At 31.3% G+C, this 22733-nt stretch carries 23 protein-coding genes and 1 riboswitch; of the genes, 2 read left to right on the top strand and 21 right to left on the bottom strand.

The window, feature by feature from the left end; translation table 11 throughout:
- Nucleotides 1-180: 180 nt before the first annotated feature.
- From KQI42_RS04590 to KQI42_RS04555, 8 genes are all read right to left on the bottom strand, one after another.
- Nucleotides 181-1512, bottom strand: a complete 1332-nt coding sequence (locus KQI42_RS04590) for an MATE family efflux transporter (RefSeq protein ID WP_216517227.1) — start codon at nt 1510-1512, stop codon at nt 181-183.
- Nucleotides 1513-1562: 50 nt separating this feature from the next.
- Entirely contained in the window at nt 1563-2333 is a 771-nt protein-coding gene (locus KQI42_RS04585; protein ID WP_216517225.1) for an ABC transporter ATP-binding protein, read from the bottom strand.
- A 1-nt stretch (nt 2334) separates the two neighbouring features.
- Nucleotides 2335-3453 carry a FecCD family ABC transporter permease gene (locus KQI42_RS04580; RefSeq protein WP_216517223.1) on the bottom strand — a complete coding sequence of 373 codons (1119 nt, stop codon included), beginning with the start codon at nt 3451-3453 and terminating at the stop codon, nt 2335-2337.
- A 2-nt stretch (nt 3454-3455) separates the two neighbouring features.
- Nucleotides 3456-4505 (bottom strand): ABC transporter substrate-binding protein, encoded by a 1050-nt coding sequence (locus KQI42_RS04575; RefSeq protein ID WP_216517220.1) that lies wholly within the window; start codon nt 4503-4505, stop codon nt 3456-3458.
- A 279-nt stretch (nt 4506-4784) separates the two neighbouring features.
- Nucleotides 4785-5810 (bottom strand): helix-turn-helix domain-containing protein, encoded by a 1026-nt coding sequence (locus KQI42_RS04570; protein WP_216517218.1) that lies wholly within the window; start codon nt 5808-5810, stop codon nt 4785-4787.
- A 379-nt stretch (nt 5811-6189) separates the two neighbouring features.
- Nucleotides 6190-7569: a tyrosine phenol-lyase gene (locus KQI42_RS04565; protein ID WP_216517216.1), complete on the bottom strand. Its 1380-nt coding sequence runs from the start codon at nt 7567-7569 to the stop codon at nt 6190-6192.
- A 176-nt stretch (nt 7570-7745) separates the two neighbouring features.
- Entirely contained in the window at nt 7746-9311 is a 1566-nt protein-coding gene (locus KQI42_RS04560) for a sigma-54 interaction domain-containing protein (protein WP_216517214.1), read from the bottom strand.
- Nucleotides 9312-9510: 199 nt separating this feature from the next.
- Nucleotides 9511-10680, bottom strand: coding sequence for a dicarboxylate/amino acid:cation symporter (locus KQI42_RS04555; protein ID WP_216517212.1), 1170 nt, complete (start codon nt 10678-10680; stop codon nt 9511-9513).
- Between the two features lie 194 nt (nt 10681-10874).
- Between KQI42_RS04555 and KQI42_RS04550 the strand changes: the two genes are divergently transcribed.
- Both KQI42_RS04550 and KQI42_RS04545 read left to right on the top strand, forming a co-directional pair.
- Nucleotides 10875-11366, top strand: coding sequence for a phosphatidylglycerophosphatase A family protein (locus KQI42_RS04550; RefSeq protein ID WP_216517210.1), 492 nt, complete (start codon nt 10875-10877; stop codon nt 11364-11366).
- Nucleotides 11367-11604: 238 nt separating this feature from the next.
- Nucleotides 11605-13170 (top strand): FAD-dependent oxidoreductase, encoded by a 1566-nt coding sequence (locus tag KQI42_RS04545; RefSeq protein ID WP_216517207.1) that lies wholly within the window; start codon nt 11605-11607, stop codon nt 13168-13170.
- A 78-nt stretch (nt 13171-13248) separates the two neighbouring features.
- On the opposite strand, the gene KQI42_RS04540 is transcribed toward KQI42_RS04545, so the two are convergent.
- The 13 genes from KQI42_RS04540 to KQI42_RS04480 all read right to left on the bottom strand — a co-directional run bounded on the left by KQI42_RS04540 (nt 13249) and on the right by KQI42_RS04480 (nt 22730).
- Nucleotides 13249-13518: a hypothetical protein gene (locus KQI42_RS04540; protein ID WP_216517206.1), complete on the bottom strand. Its 270-nt coding sequence runs from the start codon at nt 13516-13518 to the stop codon at nt 13249-13251.
- 139 nt (nt 13519-13657) lie between these two features.
- Nucleotides 13658-14050, bottom strand: a complete 393-nt coding sequence (locus KQI42_RS04535; RefSeq protein ID WP_216517204.1) for a VOC family protein — start codon at nt 14048-14050, stop codon at nt 13658-13660.
- Between the two features lie 224 nt (nt 14051-14274).
- Nucleotides 14275-14814, bottom strand: coding sequence for a nitroreductase family protein (locus tag KQI42_RS04530; RefSeq protein ID WP_216517202.1), 540 nt, complete (start codon nt 14812-14814; stop codon nt 14275-14277).
- A gap of 611 nt (nt 14815-15425) precedes the next feature.
- Nucleotides 15426-15971: a phosphoribosyltransferase family protein gene (locus KQI42_RS04525; protein ID WP_216517199.1), complete on the bottom strand. Its 546-nt coding sequence runs from the start codon at nt 15969-15971 to the stop codon at nt 15426-15428.
- 20 nt (nt 15972-15991) lie between these two features.
- Nucleotides 15992-17059, bottom strand: coding sequence for an NCS2 family permease (locus KQI42_RS04520; RefSeq protein WP_216517197.1), 1068 nt, complete (start codon nt 17057-17059; stop codon nt 15992-15994).
- 140 nt (nt 17060-17199) lie between these two features.
- Nucleotides 17200-17301, bottom strand: a riboswitch (purine riboswitch).
- A 96-nt stretch (nt 17302-17397) separates the two neighbouring features.
- Nucleotides 17398-18171, bottom strand: coding sequence for a J domain-containing protein (locus KQI42_RS21240; protein ID WP_216517195.1), 774 nt, complete (start codon nt 18169-18171; stop codon nt 17398-17400).
- Nucleotides 18172-18237: 66 nt separating this feature from the next.
- Nucleotides 18238-18630 carry a zinc-ribbon domain-containing protein gene (locus KQI42_RS04510; RefSeq protein WP_216517193.1) on the bottom strand — a complete coding sequence of 131 codons (393 nt, stop codon included), beginning with the start codon at nt 18628-18630 and terminating at the stop codon, nt 18238-18240.
- A 51-nt stretch (nt 18631-18681) separates the two neighbouring features.
- A complete protein-coding gene (locus KQI42_RS04505) occupies nt 18682-18843 on the bottom strand; it encodes a rubredoxin (protein WP_216517639.1) in 162 nt (53 codons plus the stop codon).
- A 102-nt stretch (nt 18844-18945) separates the two neighbouring features.
- Nucleotides 18946-19302 carry an arsenate reductase family protein gene (locus KQI42_RS04500; RefSeq protein WP_216517191.1) on the bottom strand — a complete coding sequence of 119 codons (357 nt, stop codon included), beginning with the start codon at nt 19300-19302 and terminating at the stop codon, nt 18946-18948.
- Nucleotides 19303-19503: 201 nt separating this feature from the next.
- Nucleotides 19504-19800: a DUF4491 family protein gene (locus tag KQI42_RS04495; protein ID WP_216517189.1), complete on the bottom strand. Its 297-nt coding sequence runs from the start codon at nt 19798-19800 to the stop codon at nt 19504-19506.
- 197 nt (nt 19801-19997) lie between these two features.
- Nucleotides 19998-20549 carry a GyrI-like domain-containing protein gene (locus tag KQI42_RS04490; protein WP_216517187.1) on the bottom strand — a complete coding sequence of 184 codons (552 nt, stop codon included), beginning with the start codon at nt 20547-20549 and terminating at the stop codon, nt 19998-20000.
- A gap of 40 nt (nt 20550-20589) precedes the next feature.
- Nucleotides 20590-21447, bottom strand: a complete 858-nt coding sequence (locus KQI42_RS04485; protein WP_216517185.1) for an AraC family transcriptional regulator — start codon at nt 21445-21447, stop codon at nt 20590-20592.
- Nucleotides 21448-21944: 497 nt separating this feature from the next.
- Entirely contained in the window at nt 21945-22730 is a 786-nt protein-coding gene (locus KQI42_RS04480) for a class I SAM-dependent methyltransferase (RefSeq protein ID WP_216517183.1), read from the bottom strand.
- Between the last annotated feature and the right edge of the window lie 3 nt (nt 22731-22733).

Raw genomic sequence — 22733 nt, 5'->3', positions numbered from 1 at the left:
AGGTGTATTGTTTTTTACACCTAAAGGTTTTTCTTTCAAAGAATCTACTCTTATATTATATTCTTATATCCTGATTTTCCTTTTTGAGAATTCTTTGAATAGAATACTTCCCTTGAATAGCTGCTCCCGATATTCATCTTGGAAGCGAAAGCCATTAACTTGCAATCACCACATTTATTCTTACACACTATCCTCTACCATTATTTTTTTATACATTATAACACCTAAAGCATCCGATAGAAACCATCCAATAGGAATTGCCAAACAGATTCCTGCAAACCCTAAAGGTGTCATAGCAAGTCCATATGCTAGTAATACTCTTGTTACCTGTGAAACAAAGGTTAGAATTATAGATACATTAACTTCTCCCAGTCCTCGATAAAATCCATAAAACATTTGCAAAAATCCAAGGAGTGTATAAGTTACACATACAATACGCAAATAATATACACTAACTGCAATAACATCTACAGCTTCTTTTTTTACAAAAATCAATATTAACTGTGGTGCAAAAATGAAAACAAGTATAGAGATACCTAATGAAAAGGCAACGATAATTTTTGAAACACCACGCATTCCTTCACGTATCCTTTCTATATTGCCTGCCCCTTTGTTTTGTGCAACATAGGTAGAAAAAGCATTTCCAAAGTCCTGCATAGGAATATTGGCAAAAGAATCAATCTTTGAAGCAGTTGCAAATGCAGCCATTACAGTTGCTCCAAAAGTATTTACAAGACCTTGAACCATCATCATACCAAAACTTGATGCAGATTGTTGCACAGCCGTTAAAATAGAATAACTAGCCACTGTTTTAAACATCTTTTTATCAAATAGAATAACTTTACGCTTAAATTTAATAAAGTTCATACGTTTTATTGTATATACAGCACAACTAACTGCTGAAATACCTTGAGCAATAAATGTTGCCAATGCAACGCCTGTCACTTCCATATTTAACATTACTGTAAAAACTAAATCTAAAACTATATTGATGATTGCAGATAAAATCAAAAAATAAAGGGGAGATTTTGAATCACCAACAGCTCTAAGTAGAAAGGAAAAAGCATTATAGACTCCTGTAAAAATTAATCCTGCGAATATAAACCGTAGATAATCTGCTGCATATTCTCTTGTTTCCATTGGCATCTGGAATCCATGAATGATTTGGTGCATAAATAAAGATGTTATTGTTGTAAGTACTAAGCTTACAATAAAAATGAATATGAAGGACGTTGAAATAGCTTTTTTCAACTCTTCATACTGCTTTGCACCAAAAAATTGAGAAAAAAGCGCAGATGCTCCCATAGAAAGCCCTATTAAAATAGATGTCACAAATGTCATAATCGCAAAGGACGAACCAACGGCAGCCAATGCCTCTTTTCCCACAAATCGACCTACAATAATTGTATCAACGACATTATAAAATTGCTGGAACAGGTTGCCAATAAACATTGGAATTGCAAATCGAATTATTATCTCCATTGGCTTCCCTTTTGTCATGTCAGTTTCCAAGTCAAACACCTCCAAATATTCACTTCTTCAATCTTTGAAAGAAACTATATTCAATCTACTGGTGGAAAATAGGCAATGGCCAAACCTCCAGTTACAGGATTGGTATAAATTTCACAGTCAATTTCATATACTTGTTTTACAAGTTCTTTGGTTAAAACATTATCTGGCTTTCCACTTGCCATTACTTTTCCCTTTTTTATAACATATAAAATATCACAATATGTTGCGGCAAGGGAAAGATCATGTAATGCTGCCAATGTTCCTATCTTTAAAGATTTGACGATAGACAAAATCTCAAGCTGATATTTAATATCCAAATGATTTGTAGGTTCATCAAGAACTAAAAATTTAGGTTCTTGTGCAATGGCTCTTGCCAATATAGCCCTTTGCTTTTCACCGCCAGAAAGAGTCAAGTAACTTCGATTTGAATATGAACTTAAATTTACTTTTTTAAGAGCAGCATCTACAATCTCATAATCTTCTTTATTATCCGATTCCATTAAGTTTTTATGAGGAGTTCTCCCCATCATTACCATCTCATGGACAGTAAAGTCAAAACTTAAATCATTAAACTGCCCAACAACACTCATTTTTCTTGAAATTGACCTTGGGCTGGATTTCAAAACATCACTCCCATCTAGAAATACGGAACCTTGCTTAGGTTTAATCACTTTATATATGCTTTTTAACAATGTAGATTTCCCACATCCATTAGGTCCAATAATTCCTATAAATTGGCCACTTTTAACACAAAGAGAAATATCTTTTACAATATTGGTACCTGATAAGGTAACATGAATATTATCAACCTCTAAATTCATATTATTTTCCTCCAAACCCATAACTTTTCTTAATCAAAATATACATAAACACAGGTGCCCCAAGAAGGGATATAACAATACCGATTGGCAGTTCTCCATTATGAATAATGGTTCTGGCAAAAACATCTGCCCAAATTAAAAATATTGCACCAGAAAGAATAGCTGTTGGCAAAAACCGTTTGTGGTCAGAGCCAACAACACTTCTAACTATGTGAGGAACAATTAATCCAACAAATCCAATAATTCCACAGGTAGCTACAATAACACCTGTCACAACGGCTGAAATTACCATATATAGTCTCCTATAAAAGTTAAGATTTATTCCAAGAATAACTGCAGTTTCATCCCCCATTAGCATGGTATTCATTACCCTTGTCTGGAATAAAAAGAATACTACAGCAAGTGCTACAACAATAAAAATCAAGGGAATTTTATTCCACTGTGCAGAAGCAAAGCTTCCCATTGTCCAAAAAGTTATAGAGCGAATACCTTCTACATCCTTAGCAAAATATATAATGAAACTTGAAAATGCATTACATAGGGCATTGATAACTGTTCCTGAAAGCACCAACTTAGCTGACGACATTTTTCCCCCAATGCTGGCAAGTCCCAAGACTAAAACACTGGCCATCAAAGCACCTATAAATGCCCAAAAAGCAATTCCCATCTCACCCAAAATACCCGTAGCACTAAAGCCTATCATTATTGAAAATGTTGCTCCTAAAGATGCACCAGAGGAAATTCCCAATATATAAGGATCCGCCAGTGGATTTTGTACGGCTGCCCGCATAACTGTTCCACATAAAGCAAGGCCAACTCCAGCAATCATTGCCAACAATACTCTTGGAAAGCGAATTTGCCAAATAATATCCACAAACATTCCTGAGGTAAGTTGGCTAATATCTCCAATTTGTATGCCAGTTAATTGATAGATCAATATCCGACAGGACTCAGTAAAAGGAATAGAGACTTGTCCTGTAGATATTGAAATAATAATGGAAAATATAACGGCGGCAATTAATAGAATAATTATTGAAATAAATATATATCTATTTTTTAATATAGAATTACAATTCCTTGAAGTACCTTTTATATGGTTTGTATCTATCTCGGATGCCATAATTAGTTTACTCCTTTCTCCCCATATAATTCAGGGTGAATAAATGCCGCTACTTCCTCATACAGGTTAACAAGCTCAAGACCACCATTAATTGAACTTGTATATCCAACATCCATCACATTGCCTGTTTTTATGGCATTAACATTTTGAAGTCTTTCGTTTAAAAGTAGTTTATTTTTTATTGCTTCTCTATCTGGCTGTTGAAATTCTGTGATGATAATTTTTTCTGGATTAGCAGCAATGATTGCCTCAATTGACATCTCCATATATCCGTCCTCTGATAATTTCATATATTCCCCACCTGCACCTTCAATCATTTCATCAATAATACACCAAGAAGGTGGATAGTAATAATAAGTTTCACGTGCACCTCCTATAAACAATACCTTTGGCATTTTCTCAGCTCTTTTAGCTATCTTTTCAATCTCCTGTATTCTAGCTTTTTGCTTATCTAGGTATGCATCTGTCTTATCTTTAATATTAAAAGCTATTCCAAAATTCTCAATATCCATAAAATATTCATCAATACTACGTCCTCTTGTAAAGTTTACAGCTGAAAGTATTGGAATACCCCTATCATTCCAAAACGAAATATCTCCCAATAATTCTTCTTTAAAAGCTGAAGATATAGAACAGATAATATCAGGCTGTAATGCAAGTACGGATTCTTTTGATGGCCATGATTCTATAATAATAGGCATTTGGGAAATTTGATTACTATATTTTGAAAAAGATTGGTTAAGATATCCTAAACCAACAACCTTATCTTCTTGTCCAAATTCGATCATAAGTTCAGCCATGGTTTCTCCAATTATTACAACCTTCTTAGGCTCTCTTTCAATGATTTGTTCTATTTCTTTGCCTTCATTCGTATACATTTTAATAGTGACAGGGTAATGATTTCTGTTGTCTTTGGTCTGATTTAACTTTGGATCTTGATCATTCTGATTTTGCTCTTGATTATCTTTCACCTTATCAGTATGAGAGCACCCTATCAAAATAGAAATACAAAGAGCTACTGCTAAAAATAATGTTATAAATTTTTTTGACATTTTCATGCCCCCTCATATAATGTAATTATTTTGTGAATACTATAAAGTTTTCAAAATTAACTTATCTTACTCTTATAAATAATGATACAGTAGGAATGTATATTAACCATATTGATGGAGGCACCGTTTATGTTGACAAAGAAATTTTTCAAGTTATAAACCTTTATAAATACTATTCATCACCTTATATTTGCTAGTTTTTAGGCAAAGCAAAGCCATAGGCATTATACCTATGGCTTTGTAGTTTAAACACAAGCTATAAAAATCTATATTTAAAAATTATAGTAAAGACATTTTATGCTGCAATGGAGTTATTCCAAATTCATTTTTAAACGCATAACAAAAATTACTTGGATTTGAGTATCCTACATCAAGAGCAATTTCATTAATTGACCTATTAGTATCCAATAACAATGTAGCTGCTCGCTGTAAACACATTTTTCGATGATACCTGAATATAGTATCTCCATATATTAATTTAAAGCCTTTCATTAATTTATTTTTATTGATAGCTAATTCTTTGGATAATTCGCTAATAGTTGGAAGTTCATATAAATTCCTCATTAATATTTCAGGTATTTTTTTAATCTGCCTAATTTCAAATTCGTCTAAAGGTATTTGTTCTGTCATATCTGTTTCCAAAATTTCATATGATACTATCTTTGATAATATTTCCATTACTTTGCTTTCAAAAAATAAAATCTTTGTTTTTTCGGGCAAACTACAATTAAAGATTTGTAAAAATACATTGGTAATTTCAGGAGATACACTTATCCCTTGATAATATTGTTCCCGCAGGCCTTTTTGCAGTTGTTCTATTGTATCCTCCCAAAGGTCAGCCCCACAACTTCCAAAATAAGAGGCGATAGCTGATTTTTCAGCAGTAATAGAAATGCCTTGATATTTCTGTCCAGCACAATTTATAACAGAGCCTGATGTTTCACGAGACATGGATATAGAAAGGTCATTAGAACAAAGACACATATTACCTACTTCAGCCTCTTGTATGCTTAAACAACCATCAATACAATATTCTATTTCAAAATATTCTTGGCATAAATCAAACTCTGTTATCATATCATGATAAAATAATGTATCAAAAATTATAAGCATTACATTTCCCATAAGCCTGTAAAGTTTTATGCTACCTTCCCCATAGTCAAAATCTATATCATATATGATTTCTCTTCCACTTTCATTATTTGTAGAACTTCGTATTGTTGCAAAATGTGTACGCATTTCTGCGTATTGATTAAATATTTCCGAATACCCTCCCTTAGTATTTATGTGGAATCTGTGTTTCATCTTATAAGCTCCTTTCTTGTACTAAACATAAAATCCCCTTGAATAGATACATTTTTATACTTATCATATCTAAACTTAAAATAGTCTAAATCTGTTAATGTACAAAATTCTTATAATAATTATATGCTCTCAAAAATATTCTCTTATGTATTAACAAAATAAAACTTTCTTATAGTCGATAATGAAACTCATTATCACTCATTTAGATTATATGTCTTTTTGTTCTTTTAATCAATTTATTATTTTAAACTGATTAAAAAAATATTAGAAATAAACTATTCTTTCATTAGTAATATTATCTATTGGGTAACTTATCTATAAAAAAAGACTGCTAACAAACTTTACTTTGTCAGCAGTCTCAAATAATAAATAATATTTTTTATTCTACATGCTCAAATCTACCAGTAAAGAATCTTAATACTGGTGGTTCATAAATAAATTTCAATCCTTTTATTTCGTCTCTTCTCTTAAAAGTACGAATAATAGCTTCGGCTACGAAATCTAAATGCGCATAGGAATAAACTCTTCTAGGTAATGTTAATCTTACTAATTCTAATTTTGGAAAATATTCTTTACCTTCCTTTGTTCTACCTGCCGAAACATTTCCTCTCTCCATAGTTCTAACTCCTGATTCTATATAAATCTCAGCGGCTAAAACCTGTGCTGGATATTGTTCTTGTGGAATATGAGGTAAAAATGCTCTAGCATCTAAGAATACAGCATGCCCTCCTACTGGTCTTACAATAGGTATTCCTGCTTCAGATAATTTATTTCCTAAATATTCAACTTGTTCTACTCTATGTTTAATATAATTATAATCTAAAGCTTCTTTTAATCCTATTGCAAAAGCTTCCATATCTCTACCAGTCATTCCACCATAGCTAGGCATTCCTTCATATACTACTACTAACGCAGTTGCCTTACTATAAAGTTCCTCTTCATTCATAGCTAAAAATCCGCCTATATTTACAATACCATCTTTTTTACCTGACATAGTAGCTCCATCAGCATATGAGAACATTTCTTTCACTATTTCTGCTATAGTTTTATCTTTGTAACCCTCTTCTCTTGCCTTTATGAAATATGCATTTTCTACATATCTTGTACAGTCAAACATAACTCTAATTCCATGTTTTTTACTTAATTCATATACTTCTCTTAAATTCTTCATGCTAACTGGTTGACCGCCTGCTAAATTTACGGTTACTCCAACACAGATATATGGTATGTTTTCTGCTCCTACCTTATTAATTAAATCTTCATATTTTTTTAAATCAATATTCCCCTTGAAAAGTACATCAGGATTATCCGAAATATGAGCATCATCATTGATAACATCTACAAAAGTACCACCATTTAATTCTTGATGTGCTCTTGTAGTTGTAAAGTACATATTACCTGGTACATACGATCCTGGTTTAACCAATATTTGTGACAATAAATTTTCTGCACCTCTACCTTGATGTGTAGGTACAACATGTTTAAATCCCATAATTTCTTGAACTGTTGATTGTAAATGGAACCAGTTTTCACTTCCTGCATAAGCTTCATCACCCATCATTAATCCTGCCCATTGTCTATCGCTCATTGCATTTGTTCCACTATCCGTTAGTAGGTCAATATATACATCTCTTGAATTAAGTAAAAATGTATTGTATCCAGCTTTTTTTATAGCTTCAATCCTCTCTTCTTTTGGTAAAATTCTTAAAGGTTCTACCATTTTAACCTTATAAGGTTCTGGCATAAACTTCATATCCATTTATAATTCCTCCTCTAATTTTAGATTTGAATTAAGCTACTATATATTAATGGTTATGCAAGTATTATGCCAAATATGAAATCCTTGTTATTATCTTAACTATGATAAATACTTTAGTATATATGTAAAAAACATTTACACTTTTGTAAGAAATTCTTACAAGCTGTAAATGTTTTTTACATACTCTTTTCATACTTCCTCATACGATTTATAACTGTAGTATGAGATATTCCCAAAGCTTTAGCTATTTCTCTAGAGGATTTAAATTTTTCCTTTGCTTTTATAATATAATCATATTCTATCTTCTCTAATAAAACAGGTAATTTTACTGGAAGGTTTATATCATCTTCATTTTGAATTAATGACTCTATAAGATTATGAGTGGGCTTTGTGTTTATTAATAAGTGTTCCACATCTATTGTATCTTCAGCAAATATTAGAGCCCTTTCTATAACATTTTGTAATTCCCTAACATTTCCAGGCCAAGAATATTTTTTTAACTCATTTATTGCATTATCGGTTATTTTAATATTTGATTTACCCTCATTTTCTCCTAAAACCTTTATAAAGTGTCTTACTAATAAAAGTATGTCCTCTTTCCTTTCTCTTAAAGGAGGTATGTTAACAGGTATTACATTTAATCTATAGTATAAGTCTTCTCTAAAGGTTTTTTCTATGACCATTTTAGATAGATTCCTATGAGTTGCTGATATTATCCTAACATCAATAGAAATTTCCTTTTCTCCTCCAATTCTTCTTATACATTTTTCTTGAATAGCTCTTAATATTTTTGCTTGTAGATGTGTTGGCAAATCTCCGATTTCATCAAGAAAGATACTTCCTCCTGTAGCTAACTCAAATAGACCTTGCTTTCCCGTTCTATTTGCCCCTGTAAATGCTCCTTTGTCATATCCAAAGAATTCACTTTCCAATAATGTTTCTGGAACTGCTGAACAATTTACAGCAACAAAAGGTCCATTTGCCCTATTGCTATTTAAATGAATTGCTCTAGCAAATAATTCTTTTCCAGTTCCACTTTCTCCTAGTATCATTATATTAGCTTCAGTTTTTGAAACGGATTTAGCTATACTTATAGTTTCTTTTAAAGATTTAGATTCTCCAATTATGTCATCAAAACTAATCATAGATGGTCTTGATATAGTTTGTATAAGCCTCCTAACCTCATCCATTTCTCTAAATATTAACAAAGCTCCTAACTTTATACCAACTTCATTTTTTATCATCTTAACATCTAATATTAGATTTACCTTTTTATTTCTAATTTTACCTGATACCTCTATACTTGATTTATCATTTATATCCACTGTTGGATTATAAATCTCCTTAGGTATTAAAAAGTTTATATGTTTATTTTGGTCTCCTTTAAATATTCCGAAAAGTTTTGCTGCCTTTGAATTATAGTATTCTATTTTTCCAGATTTATTAACTGCTATAATTCCATCTTCCATACTGTTTATAATTATTTGAAGTTCTTTCGCAACTTTCTCCGAATCCATCATATCTAATTCAATAATATCTAATATTTCTTTTATCTCTTCCTTTATATCCTTTTTAAAATCTTCCCAATTCAAGAAATCCCAAGATACTTTTACCGATATATATGGAGGAGTAATTTCCATCGCCAAAATATTCATATTTTTAGTGGCTAAAGCAGATAGTATTTTATGTGCCATACCTACTCTATTATCTTTAACTAGAAATCTTATCTTTTTACTTTTCATAATCCACCTCCTCCATGAATAGAAATCTCTTAACTTCACACTATCTTAAAGTAAATAATAGTGTCAACCATATCAAATAATAGAACATACTAGAAATGTTATTAGTCAAGTATTTAGCTGCATATTAAGTGAATTATCATTATACCTTGCCTCAATTTAAATTTTAGAAATTACTCTTCTTTCTGTGCCATCGACTCTGCTATTTGGATAGTCTATTTCCAGAAATCTTGTTCACCATAAGAGCTATAGCTCCATCTCCAGTAACGTTTGTTGCTGTTCCAAAACTATCTTGAGCCACATATAATGCTATCATTAAAGAAAGCATAGGCTGAGGGAATCCTAACATAGTCTTTAACGGACCTAAAGCTGCAATAACTGCTCCCCCGGGAACTCCTGGAGCTGCAACCATAGTTATGCCAAGCACTAATATAAAAGGTAGCATAAGATTAAAACTTACAGGCATACCGTTTAACATCATTATTGCCATAGAACAAGAAACTAAAGTTATCGTACTACCAGACAAATGTATTGTTGCACATAATGGAATTACAAAATCTGCTATATCATCTTTTACACCATTTTTCTTAGTTTGTTCTAAAGTAACGGGTATAGTTGCCGCAGAAGATTGAGTTCCTATAGCAGTAAAATATGCAGGTATCATATTTCTAAGCAATCTAATAGGATTTCCTCCTGCTACTGTACCTCCAATAAGGAATTGTATAATCAATACGGCTATATGAAGTAAAATTACCATGATAAATACTTTAGAGAATACAGATAATATTGTTACTACTTGACCTGCATAAGTCATATTTGCAAATATGCCTAATATATGTAGAGGCAATAATGGTATAATTATACCATTTATAAGCTTTGCAATAATCTCTTGAAATTCTTTCATCAATCTTTTTAGTACATCTCCTTTAATAGCAGCAATACCTAATCCTAAAGTAAAAGCAATTAATAAAGCAGTCATAACACCAAATATTGGAGGCATGTCAATTTCAAAGAAAGTCTTTAGTAATGCTTCCTCTGGATTACTAGCATTTATATTTAAACTTCCTGCTTTCAAAAAAGTAGGTAACACTATAGAAGATGTAAAATACGCTAATGAACCTGATATAACGGTAGAAACATAAGCAATTCCCGCAGTAATTGCAAGTAATTTTCCAGCACCAGTTCCTAAATCTCCAATACCAGGTGCTACAAATCCTATAATTATTAAAGGAATAGCAAATTCTAGAAAACCTCCAAATATACTATTGAAAGTTGCAAATATCCTTACAAACCATTCAGGAGTAAACGCTCCTACAATAATCCCAATAATTATTGCTATAATTAGTTTAGGCAGTAAACCTAATTTTCTCAAATAAATCTCCTCCTTGTTATTAATTCATAGTAGCTTATTCTTAATTATATTATAGTTTATCCTTTATTTGTTAATATATCAAATTTTAGTACTTATAGACTAATATTTTTAATTTTTTTGGATATATATAATTAGACAAAATATTATGTAAAACAATATGAAGAATATAATAACTAATAGAAGAGGGGTACAATATGAGAAAATACAATATGGATGAATTACATATGATGACGGTAGAAATCCTTGAGAGAAGAGGAGTAAAACTAGAGGATATCGGTGAATTAGTATTGATTCTCCAAGGTAAATACTATCCGGATCTTACAATGGAAATATGTTTAGAAAATATTAAGGCTGTGCTTAGAAAAAGAGAAATAATCCATGCAATTCTTACAGGAATAGCATTAGATGAAATAGCAGAAAAAAAGCTTCTACCAGAGCCACTTCAAACAATAGTTGAATCAGATGAGAGTCTATACGGTATTGATGAAATTATTCCGTTATCTATAGTAAATGTATATGGAACTATAGGATTGACAAACTATGGGTATCTAGATAAGGAAAAAGTCGGAATTATAAAGAAATTAAATGATATGAAAGGTGAACATGTACATACATTTTTAGATGATTTAGTAGCTGCTATTGCAGCAGCAACAGCAAGTAAAATAGCACACTCTGCTAGAGAATAATCTAGTATTTTAAAACTACTGTATTTTATTTAGTTAAATATTTTAAAACAAATACGGTGCTGTACAAAGTGACGATATTGTTACTCTGTATTTTATTTAATTTAATATACACAGCAATAAAAACCCTATTTATGAATACCATTATTCTTATAAAAATCGACTATAGATTTGAATATTTTATCTTATGTAAGCAAAAGATAAATTTACAGAAAATTTCATATATATTAGGAGGAATAATATGAATATAAATGAACAAAAGAATTTTAAAAGTCCACCTCAACCTTATTGGATAGCCTCCACCTCCATTACACATTATCCAGCTCTAAATGAGGATATAAATGTAGATGTAGTAATAGTTGGAGGAGGCCTAGTAGGTATTTCATGTGCGTACCTATTAAAAAAAGAAGGTTTGAAAGTAGCTGTTCTTGAAGCCAATCATATAGCTCATGGTACTACAGGACATACAACAGCAAAAATCACATCACAGCACGAGCTTATTTATAATAAAATTCAAAAACAAATGGGAGTAGAATTAGCAGAACAGTATGCAGATGCTAATGAATCTTCTATTCATGAAATAAAAAAGATTGCAGATGATAATAATATCGATTGTGATTATATTTCTCAACCAGCATTTGTATATACACAACGAGAAGAATACATACAAAAGATTAGCGATGAAGTTAAAGCAGCATCGAGTTTAGGTATTAAGGCTTCTTATGTAGAAGAAATACCTTTCCCTATACCTATCAAAGCAGCAGTCCGTTTTGATAATCAGGCTCAATTTCACCCACTTAAATATCTACTTGCTTTAGCAAAAAATATAAATAATAATGGTGTTTATATATATGAACAAAGTAGAGTTGTGGATATTGAAGAAGGGAATAATTATATAATTACAACTGCTCAAGGAAAAAAAGTGACTGCAAAAAAGGTTATCATTGCATCACATTATCCTTTTTATAACAAGCATGGAATGTACTTCACAAGAATTTTTCCTGAAAGATCCTATGTTGTGGCGATTAAAGCAAAGGAAAAATATCCAGGTGGAATGTATATAAATGCTGAAGAACCTGCACGTTCACTCCGATATCAAGATTCTCCAGAAGGTGAGCTTATATTTGTCATTGGTGATAATCATAAATCTGGTCAAAGTAATGACACAACTAAACATTACGAAGCATTAATAGATTTTGCAAATGATATCTTTACTGTAGAAGATGTTCCTTTCCGATGGTCTACTCAAGACTGTATGACTTTAGATGGATTACCTTATGTAGGAAATTTTACTTCAAATACACCCAATATGTACATAGCTACCGGTTTTGGAAAGTGGGGTATGACAAATAGCATGGCCTCTGCTATAGTCCTTAAAGACTTGATTACCAAAGGAAAAAGTCCTTGGCAAGATGTCTATAGTCCATCACGTCAAACCATTGTTGCTTCTACAAAGAATTTTATCGTGGGAAACATTAATGTAGCTGGGCAACTTTTAGACGGAAAACTTTCTCCATTACCCGAGGATGCAGATATTAAGTGTGGAGAAGGAAAAGTCTTGGAAATTAACGGGAAAAGGACTGGAGCATATAGAGATGAGCATGGTACCCTTTATTTAGTGAATACAACATGTACACATATGGGGTGCGAATTAAATTGGAATTCTGCTGAAAAATCTTGGGATTGCCCTTGCCATGGTTCAAGATTCTCTTATGAGGGAAAAATAATTGAAGGGCCAGCTGTAGAACCTCTCACAATTAGTAATGATGTAAATACCATCGAAAAATTATTTAAAGACGATTTTTAAATACAAACTTTTCAGTATTTTAATCTATAGATAATTTAAAGGCACCCATGAATTTATGGGTGCCTTTAAATCTATATGTTAATGTATTCCATATGTCGTATGACTATTCCCTAAGTAGTGAATGTTTGCAGAAATCTTTACAATATTACTGTCGCTTTCATGATGAATTTGAACGTCTGTTGGTCTACCATCATCACCTCTATTTACCAAATGATGATTCAAAATTTTAGATGCTATTTCATCGTTATACTCATCATAAACTTGTTTATACTCATTTTCTGCAATCTCCAATACTAGGCTATGAAGGCCATCATTAACAGTTCTTTTTTCTATTATATTGTTAAACATAATAATTTAACTACACCCCTCTTCGTATAATTATTTCATAAAACGAGAAGTTAAATATTAAAACTCCTTTATCCCATCTTCTCTATATCTGTATTATTTAATATTTACTGTGTTCTTATTCAATATTTACTTTTCTTTATTAATCAGCAACAATTTCTACTTTCATCCTATCTGGATCCTCAAAATATACTGCATAATAATCGGGTCCACCAGCAAATGGATGTTTATCTTCATATAATATTTTAATATCTCTATTTTTTAATTCTTTTGTGATATAGTCAACAAAATCTCGGCTTTCTCCTCTAAAAGCAAGGTGGTTTAAACCTGCTCTACATCTATGATATGGTATATCCAAATATTTTTCTTCAACTTGAACAAAAACAATATATGAACCACTCAAAATATAACTTATTCCTTTTTCCCAGCTTTGGAACTCTTCATATCCTAATTCACTCAATAGCCATCCCCAGAATTCAGTAGTCTTCTTCAAATCTCTTACATAAATTTCGATATGATGTAATAAACCTTTCATAGTACCCTCCAACTGATAAATTTATATCCTAATAAAATAAATATATCATATAAAGTGTAAAGATAAACTTGATTTTATAGATAAATGCCATAAAGGAGTATTTCTTCCTTGTCAGTCAAAAATAAAAAATAGGATAGCCTGTCAAGGGCGTCGTAGCTATTTATTTACCCCTGATAGGCTATCCTATTTTCGCTATATCATATTATCATCTACGTTAATTTGATTTACCATTTTTCATAGCGGACGATTTCTTCGAGCTTTTTTCTCGGACGCTGTTTTGGCTCTTCGTCAGCATATCCAACGGTTAATACGCAACATACAAACTTATCATTTGGAATACTTAAAATTGGTCTTATTTCATTCTGAGTAAACCATGCCGTCCAACACGTACTCAAACCTAAGTTTTCCGCTTCAAGGACAATATGTTCTGTAGCAATGGCAGTATCTCGAATAATCTGTTTCAATTCCCACTCTGGACTGTTCTCATCCAAATTAATTTCTTTTTCATCATTAATTCTGCAACGTATATCTGCAACACAAACAATAAAAACTGGTGCCATCATCATCCATTTTTGATTATGAGTTGCTTTCGCCAATTTTTCTCGTGTTTCTTCCGACTTGACTACGATAAAATTCCAGGGCTGCGTATTGCTACCGGAAGGGGCAAGTCTTGCACTTTCCAGTAATTGCAATATTTTTTCTTCTTCAACCGGTTTTTCTTTGTACTTTCTTATACTTCTTCGGAATTCAATTTGATGCAACATAATTCTTCCCTCCATTTAGCTGACTTAACTTTATACTAGTGTTGCGATCGGTTCATAAGTATACTCTAAAGAATCACAGGATTAATACTGAAATAAAGGGTCTACGCCAAATATTATCTTGCTGTTATCAGAAGGTTGTTACACTAGGGTATCTGTATATTAATAATTACAGTTTATTTAACTAAGGTATTTGGCTTTCAGCTACATATTTGATCGTCGTTCATCAGCTTTTTTACCCTTACTTTATCATAGCAAATCATAAAAATCAATGTGCAGAGATCCTAGAGAAGAAAAGTGTCAATCATATTTTTATATCACCTATTAATCACATCTCTTTGACATGTCAGCTAGTTATCAGAATTCACTTATTTTCCCCCTCTCTCTTTGATCTCGTTTTTCTGCCTTAAGCAATTTTCATCTTATTAAATTTACCTTTTTCTTAAATATTATTTTGGATTATTATTTATCTAAAAAATCAAGAGAAGACTTTCCATCAATAACGGTAAATTATGATACAAACCACCCGGATAGTATCTTATACTATTTTACAAATAAAAAGCCTTTTGTTATTACTTCCATAATAACAAAAGGCTAATAATATATAAAATATGTTATTCAATCTCAAAAAGTGGAAGATACTCCAAGAAAATAATATCTTTTCTATTTGCCGCTTCTCCTTCTGCCAGTATAGCTGCTTTAGCTGCAACAATACCTCCTGAAGATTCTACGATCCTTTCCATGGCTTGGATTGAATCTCCAGTACTTATAACATCATCAATAATGGCTACTTTCTTTCCCTTTATATATGCAGCATCTTGTTCATCTAGACACAATAACTGCTTCTTCTGTGTGGTAATGGAGACAACTTCATCAATAATTGGCGAATTCATATAAGGTTTAATGCTTTTTCTAGCTACAATATATTTTGGCATTTTTAATAACCTGGACATTTCAAACACCAAAGGAATCCCTTTTGCTTCTGCAGTTACTAATATATCAACCTCAGGCAATCTTTTCACAATTTCAGGAGCTGTTGCACAAACCAGTTCAGTATCTCCTAGTATGACAAAACTTGCAATGCAAAGATTATCGTTGACCTGTACAATAGGCAACTCCCTTGTTACTCCAGCTACTTGAATAGTATATATCTTTTTCATTATTAAATCCTCCTTATATATTATATCCCTAAGACACTGGCAAAGGCTTTAAAGATAATTCCTGCCAACATCCCTAAAAATGGATCGGTAATAGCTGTTACTGTCATAGTTATTCCTCCAACAATCGCCCCACCTGACACACCTGTTACATTTAGTGCAGCTGCAGCATTAACTGGCACAGTTACAATAGCTCCCAGTACAAATAAAAAACCCGCAATTGATTCACTAGGTATATATTTTCCCATTTTAGGCAACAAACCTGCAAACAAAATAACTGCCATTAATACCATCATTAGAACACCTGAAAATAAAGGATGTGGTGCACCTCCTGTGGCAGAAATAATAGACTCAACAGGCCCACCTCCAAATATTGCAGATGCCAAATCTGCCAAACTGCTTATGATGGATAGATGGTCAATATTTACATTAGTATTTGCAATATTACCAGTAATCTTTCCAAATGCAATATTAGCACCTATATTTAGACATATCATGGCTAAAGCACCACGAATAACTTCGATGTTTATAATAGGCTTTTGGAAAACTAACTTCTCCCTTTCAGTAATGTTAATATCCGACTTCTGCTTTAATGCCAATGCAATAGCACTTGATGTGATAACTGAAATGGCAATTGTGTATACCAAATCTTTTGTAATCATATAAATAACAAAGCTAATTGTAATGGAACTAAAACCAACAATTTTGTTTTTTCTTGCCATGTCAACAGCTACTCGTGTCAACATAATACCTACGCCTGCCATCATTCCACTAGTAATTGCAGGTCCGATAAAGTCTACAATTTTTTCCAATAAACCAAACGTACCTATGATAGTCATACCTACGGCACCTAAAATAACCATGGATATTCGCTCTTTCATATTTTTTCCCATTGTTCCTGCCAATGTAATGGTTTCTGCTTGAAATGAAACTGGAGCTACTACACCAAAAGCTAAACATCCTACTGCACCAACAATAAAGGCAAATGCTGTTGGCACAGATGCAAATCCAAATGATAATGCTAAAAGTCCTTGAGGTAATCCGTTAAGAATAACACTCAATGCTGCAAGTAAATCTTTTAGTAAATCCATTTTTGTCTCTCCTTTGCATTGCTCTCAAACAATGGAATGCATATATAACAAAAGACTGGAATTCTTTCCTATAGGAAAGAATTCCAGTCTTTTCAAGACGCAAACAAAGGTTAGAATTGATAATCCCACCTTTGTAATTGTTATCTGTTATCCTGACCCATAGTAGGATAATTTACGGCTATCCTGTAGAAACTCCCGAACCATATTATCGGGATTATATGAGAGCAAATATTTTATTTTAACATAATGAATATATCAGAAAATATGACATTTTTCAACATATTTTTGTTCTTAAATTTTACCTATTTCCTTAATACCACACATTAATTATAGTAAACCTACTTTATACTCTTGTACCTTTCTATATTCTCAACACTCAAAAACTCATATGCATCATTTACTTTTTGAAAAAGTTCTGTTGCATTTGGCGACTTATTTAAATCTGGGTGATATTCTTTAGCTTTTTTTCTATATGCTAATTTTATTTCATAGATATCTGCATCATATCTAACTCCTAGGACATCGCAGCTTTTTTCATATTTATTTTTAAACTCTGTAGTTGGATTTGCATAGGTTTGTTCATTTCTATATCCTCCATAACTATTATTCCAACTTTGGGAATTTTGATATTCATGCCATTGCCTAAATTTTTCTTCCCACATTCTTTGTTGTTCAGCCTGACGCTGTTGCTGCTCTTTTCTTCTTCTATCTTCTTCCATTCTTTTATATTTCCTGCCATATTCACTAAATGATCGAAATTGACTTTTCTTTCCATAAATAAGGCTGTCAGCATGATCAAAAAGAAACTCTGTAGTCATATACCTTATATACTTTAGATAGGATACCAATTTAGTCCCTAATATTGGAACTATTACAAATAAGAATATAATCAAAAACACAATAGGATTTAATAACAATGCAATACCAAAAGGTCCTAGCATAAATAAAAACAACAGTCCTCCTAAACCTATAAAACCAAGGAATCCTTTCCCAACACTGACTACAGCTGTCACTATAAAATTTACTATAAGAATGAAAAAACCTAATACCGCATCTACTATTTTACCAATACCATATATTATTTTACCAAATAGCTTTTTAAATATATTCATTTATTGTAAAACTCCTCTTTATTGTTAGTATTTATTAACCTAATGATAGACTTAGTATTAATCTATCTATGTTCTTTTATCAAATTTTGTCTTACATTTAGGGCAAGTAACAATAACTTTCCCTTTACCTCTTGGAAGTCGCAATTTGGATTTGCAATTTGGGCATTTAAAGCGTGTATGAGTTTTTGATTCTTTAATATTGTTCTGAGTTTTTTTTAACCAGGAATAAGCAGGACTCATAAACATGGCAAACTTATAGTTCTCCATACTTCGCTTAGATATGTTCCGTGAAAATACTCTAAAAAAACATACTCCTAAAGGAATATAGCTAATAAATATTAATAATGGAATTTTAGTTAATCGGCCTACCAATGTTAATAATAATGATAATAATAGCAAAGCATTAGAAAGCTGGTCTCCACCATATCTACCAGTCATAAATTTTTTTAACCAATCCATTTTCATTACTCCTAATCTTTATTTTATAGTTAATTTATAATAATCTCTTTTCTATTTTATTTCTTCAAAGGCCATTTTAGGCTGGTTACAAGTAGGGCACCTCCAATCATCTGGTAGATCCTCAAAAGAAGTATTTGTCTCTATATCGTGAAGCTTATCCCCTCTTTCAGGTCTATAAATATATCCACATACGGTACATTTGTAATTATTTATATTATCACCTTCATTTATTATTTTTTTAACAAATATAGGTATTGCTTCCTATAAGTTTATACATTAGATTCATTACCTGTATAGTATTGAATCTATTATATTTTATTTTAATATTTTATTCCATTCTTCTTCCTTAAAACCAACTAAAACAACATCTTCACCTACAAGAATAGGTCTTTTAACAAGCATGCCATCTGTAGCCAAGAGCATAATTTTCTCATCATCTGACATGTTTGGCAACTTATCTTTTAGACCTAACTCCTTATATAGGTTCCCACTTGTATTAAAGAATCTCTTAATGGGATATCCACTTTTGACTATCCATTCCTTTAACTCATCTGCAGTAGGGTTATTCTCATTGATAGGTCTTTCTTTATATAGGATATTATTATCATCTAGCCACTTTTTTGCCTTTTTACAAGTGCTACATTTCGAATAGCAAATAAATAAATATTCCATAATAGTCTCCCTTCTAGTAATCATATGCTTTATTTTCCAAAGCTATTTAAAACATTATCCTTCATTTATTATTCATATATTTATATTATACCCCATAATACGGCTTGTCTTAACATCTTTTATAAGGAATATTATATATGCTACTTTCCATTTTATACTTTCAGAATTTAAATAGAAAGTTAGTAAGACTTATCTATACTTCTATCTTTCTTTATAAACCCTTTTAGGATTTTTAGGAAATCTTCCTTCTAAAACTCTTTCTTCTTGTTCAATCACTTCTTTAATACTCCAAAAGCAACAAAAAGCAAATATGCCAAAAGAAGTAGATATAAGTATGTTCTCTGTAGCTAAAGAACCAATTAATGATAGAAATCCCACTACTACAAAAATTAATATGCTTTTTCTTCCTAGATAATACTCTGCTTTTATAACTACAGGATGAAATAACCCTATTAATGTAAACGCTATTAAACCATGTAAAAATCCCAAATAATTCACTTTATCCCCCCTAGTATAATTTACATTAATATTAGTTTATATAAACTTAGATTAATTGTCTAGTTTTTATAGTTTACGCAAAATTTTCTTATACTATAAAATAGTTATATACTAATAAAAAACCTAGCTAATATTTAAAAAGCTAGGTTTTACATCTATAATTCAACTAAACTTTCTTAATCTGCAGACCTATTATTTTATGATCTCTTTTTACATGGAATATAATAATCAAGTATTAAAATTCTTTCTCCATTATTTTTAGGTATTCCAAAACGTGAATTTGTATACACCTCACATGAAAAGTAATTTGGCCAATCAACTTCATATCCATTTTTATTAATTGCGTCAACTGTTAATGAATGGGCATTGGGATATATGTCATATTCTTCCCCCTCGATCCATGCTTTTGCAATGGTACAGAAAGGCAAATCATAAAAAGCATATCCATCAGGTATAGGGGTATTGGTTTTCATAAACATACCAACGAGATATGTGAATGTTCCATCTGATTCATCATAGTCTCTCATATAGCCAATATAATCATCTGAAATTTCAGTTGGTATATAATCGCTCATTTTCACAAGTGTTTCATAAGTACCATCAGAGAAACATTGTCTCCAAAGTGATGGAATTGTCTGATATTTTGTTGGATAAATTGGATTCGATATTTCATGCTTTGTTCTCATTTCTTTTCCAACAATTTTATAAGGACCAAAGTTTACAAATTCTATTTTTTTCAATGTAGCCATTTTCATCTTTCCTTTCATGATTTAGTTTGAAAATAATAATTCACCTTTTAACAATTGGAATCCATAGCTCATTTTGAGGATTATGCCCTGGAGGATAGTAGCGTTCAATGGCTGGTAAATTGGCAAAATTATATCCTGATGTAGGTATCCATTCAGTATATAAACGTTTCCAAGCCTTTATTATATCCGATAGAGTGTGTGCTTCAAAAACCACCCATTGGCTTTGAGAAAATTCTAGTTTTTCCATATCTTCTGGTGGTTCCTTTTCACAGGAAACAGCCATGTAATAATTGAATTTCTCATTTTCACCCCAATTACCATCTGTACAAATACCTAATACACTATTTGACATAGGGCCAGTTTTCTCATCTGCTAAATCCAATAATCTTTCTGCCATACCATTTTCCCGTATATTTTCCCAAAGTGAAGGAATTAAACTGAATGCTTTTTCCGTACTAACCTGTTGTTTAATACCTACTACTGAAAACTCAGTAATTTCTTCAATTCTATAATTCATTTCTGTACCTCCCTTAACTAAAATATGGAAAGACATAGGAGGATAAGCTTTAAGCTTCGCACCAGTTTTTCGTGCCTCTATAGGTGCAATACCATGCAATTCACGAAATGCACGTGTAAAGGACGAATGAGATTCATAGCCATATTTATGTGCAATTTCAATAACACTTGTGTCACTTTGTTGAAGCTCAAAAGCAGCAAGAGTTAACCGCCTTCGTCTTATATATTCAGATAGTGAAATATCTGCCATAAATGCAAACATACGTTGAAAGTGATAATTTGGACAACAGGCGATTCTGGCTATTTCTCTATAGTCAATATCACATGTAATGTTATCTTCAATATAGTTTATTACTAAATTCATTCTTTCAATCCAATCCACTAGGTTTCCTCCTCTTATCATAAGATTACCAGAAATAAAAAACTATTGCTTTGCATTAATTGTACAAAAAATGCAAAGCAAATACTAGAACTGCTATGAATTTGTTTAATAATTTTCTCAATATTTATACTATTTATATTTATATTATAAATTAATAGTTTATCTAATAGATTATTATTTCATCTTTAAAACTTCTTTGTTTAAGTTAACCTCAAATTCAACTTTTTTATCTTTAATGTTTTTAACATTAAAATTACCAAAATAAGATCATCTACATACTCTGATTATTATATTTTTATATAAATCTTCTATATCTCTTATATCAACCGTTGTAATAATAAAAGTTACTCATTTTTCTTATAATTTCAATAAATTGGCTTTTAAAATTACCAAATAGTATATTTCTTAGCCCTGAAGCAAGAAGAATAACTTTTTGAAATAGAATAATTTGTTCTATATTTTTTAATCAGTCTTTCGTACTCTAACTAAAGCTATTTCTACGGTTTTCTAAAACTTATTTGATACATTTTACCATTATCTAAAAGCTTTACATAAACTTCTTTCATTTCTTCTGGAACCAAATCTACAGGCACAACAAGTCTTGATTGTTCCATTTCAGATCGACTGAAATACTTACCAACAAAAGGTGTCTTTTCATACTGCTTTGCTACTTTTTTCTCAGTTTCATCAATAATAATAATTTTTGTTCCTTTTTTAGCTACTCTTATCATCTCTTCAATAGCTCTTTTTCTATCATTAAAAAAGTTAATACCTCCTACATGAAATACACTATCGAAAGTTTCATCTTTAAATGGCAGATATTCAGCATTTCCAATAAATAATTCAATGCTTCTATTCCATTTTTTATGGTTTATAATGCATTTATTAAGCATTCCTTTCGATATATCTAGCCCATAATAATTAGCATCCTTTGGTAGTACTTTTATATTCCAACCTGTTCCAACTGAAGTTTCCAACACTTTATCTCCAGATTTTATTTCCAGATCTTTCATCCATTCCCGTCTTAATTCATCAAGATTAACAAACAGTGAATATACTCGTTCAGCAGCATCATTAAACCTACTAATTTTATCATAAAACTCCTTATATTTTTTATTAAGTCCATCTGTTTTTTCAAGAGATAAAAAATCCGGCATTCCATTCCAAAAAGGAATTATATTTCCAGACTGGTCTGTTAGAACTTCCTGTCCATCGACTGTTTTATAATATATCGATTCTTGATTATATGGATTTATAAGCATTTCAATAGTACTTTTATTCATATT

Source organism: Tissierella simiarum (genome assembly GCF_018917865.1).
Classification (GTDB): domain Bacteria; phylum Bacillota; class Clostridia; order Tissierellales; family Tissierellaceae; genus Tissierella_C; species Tissierella_C simiarum.
This window is presented reverse-complemented; position numbering and strand designations above follow the sequence as displayed.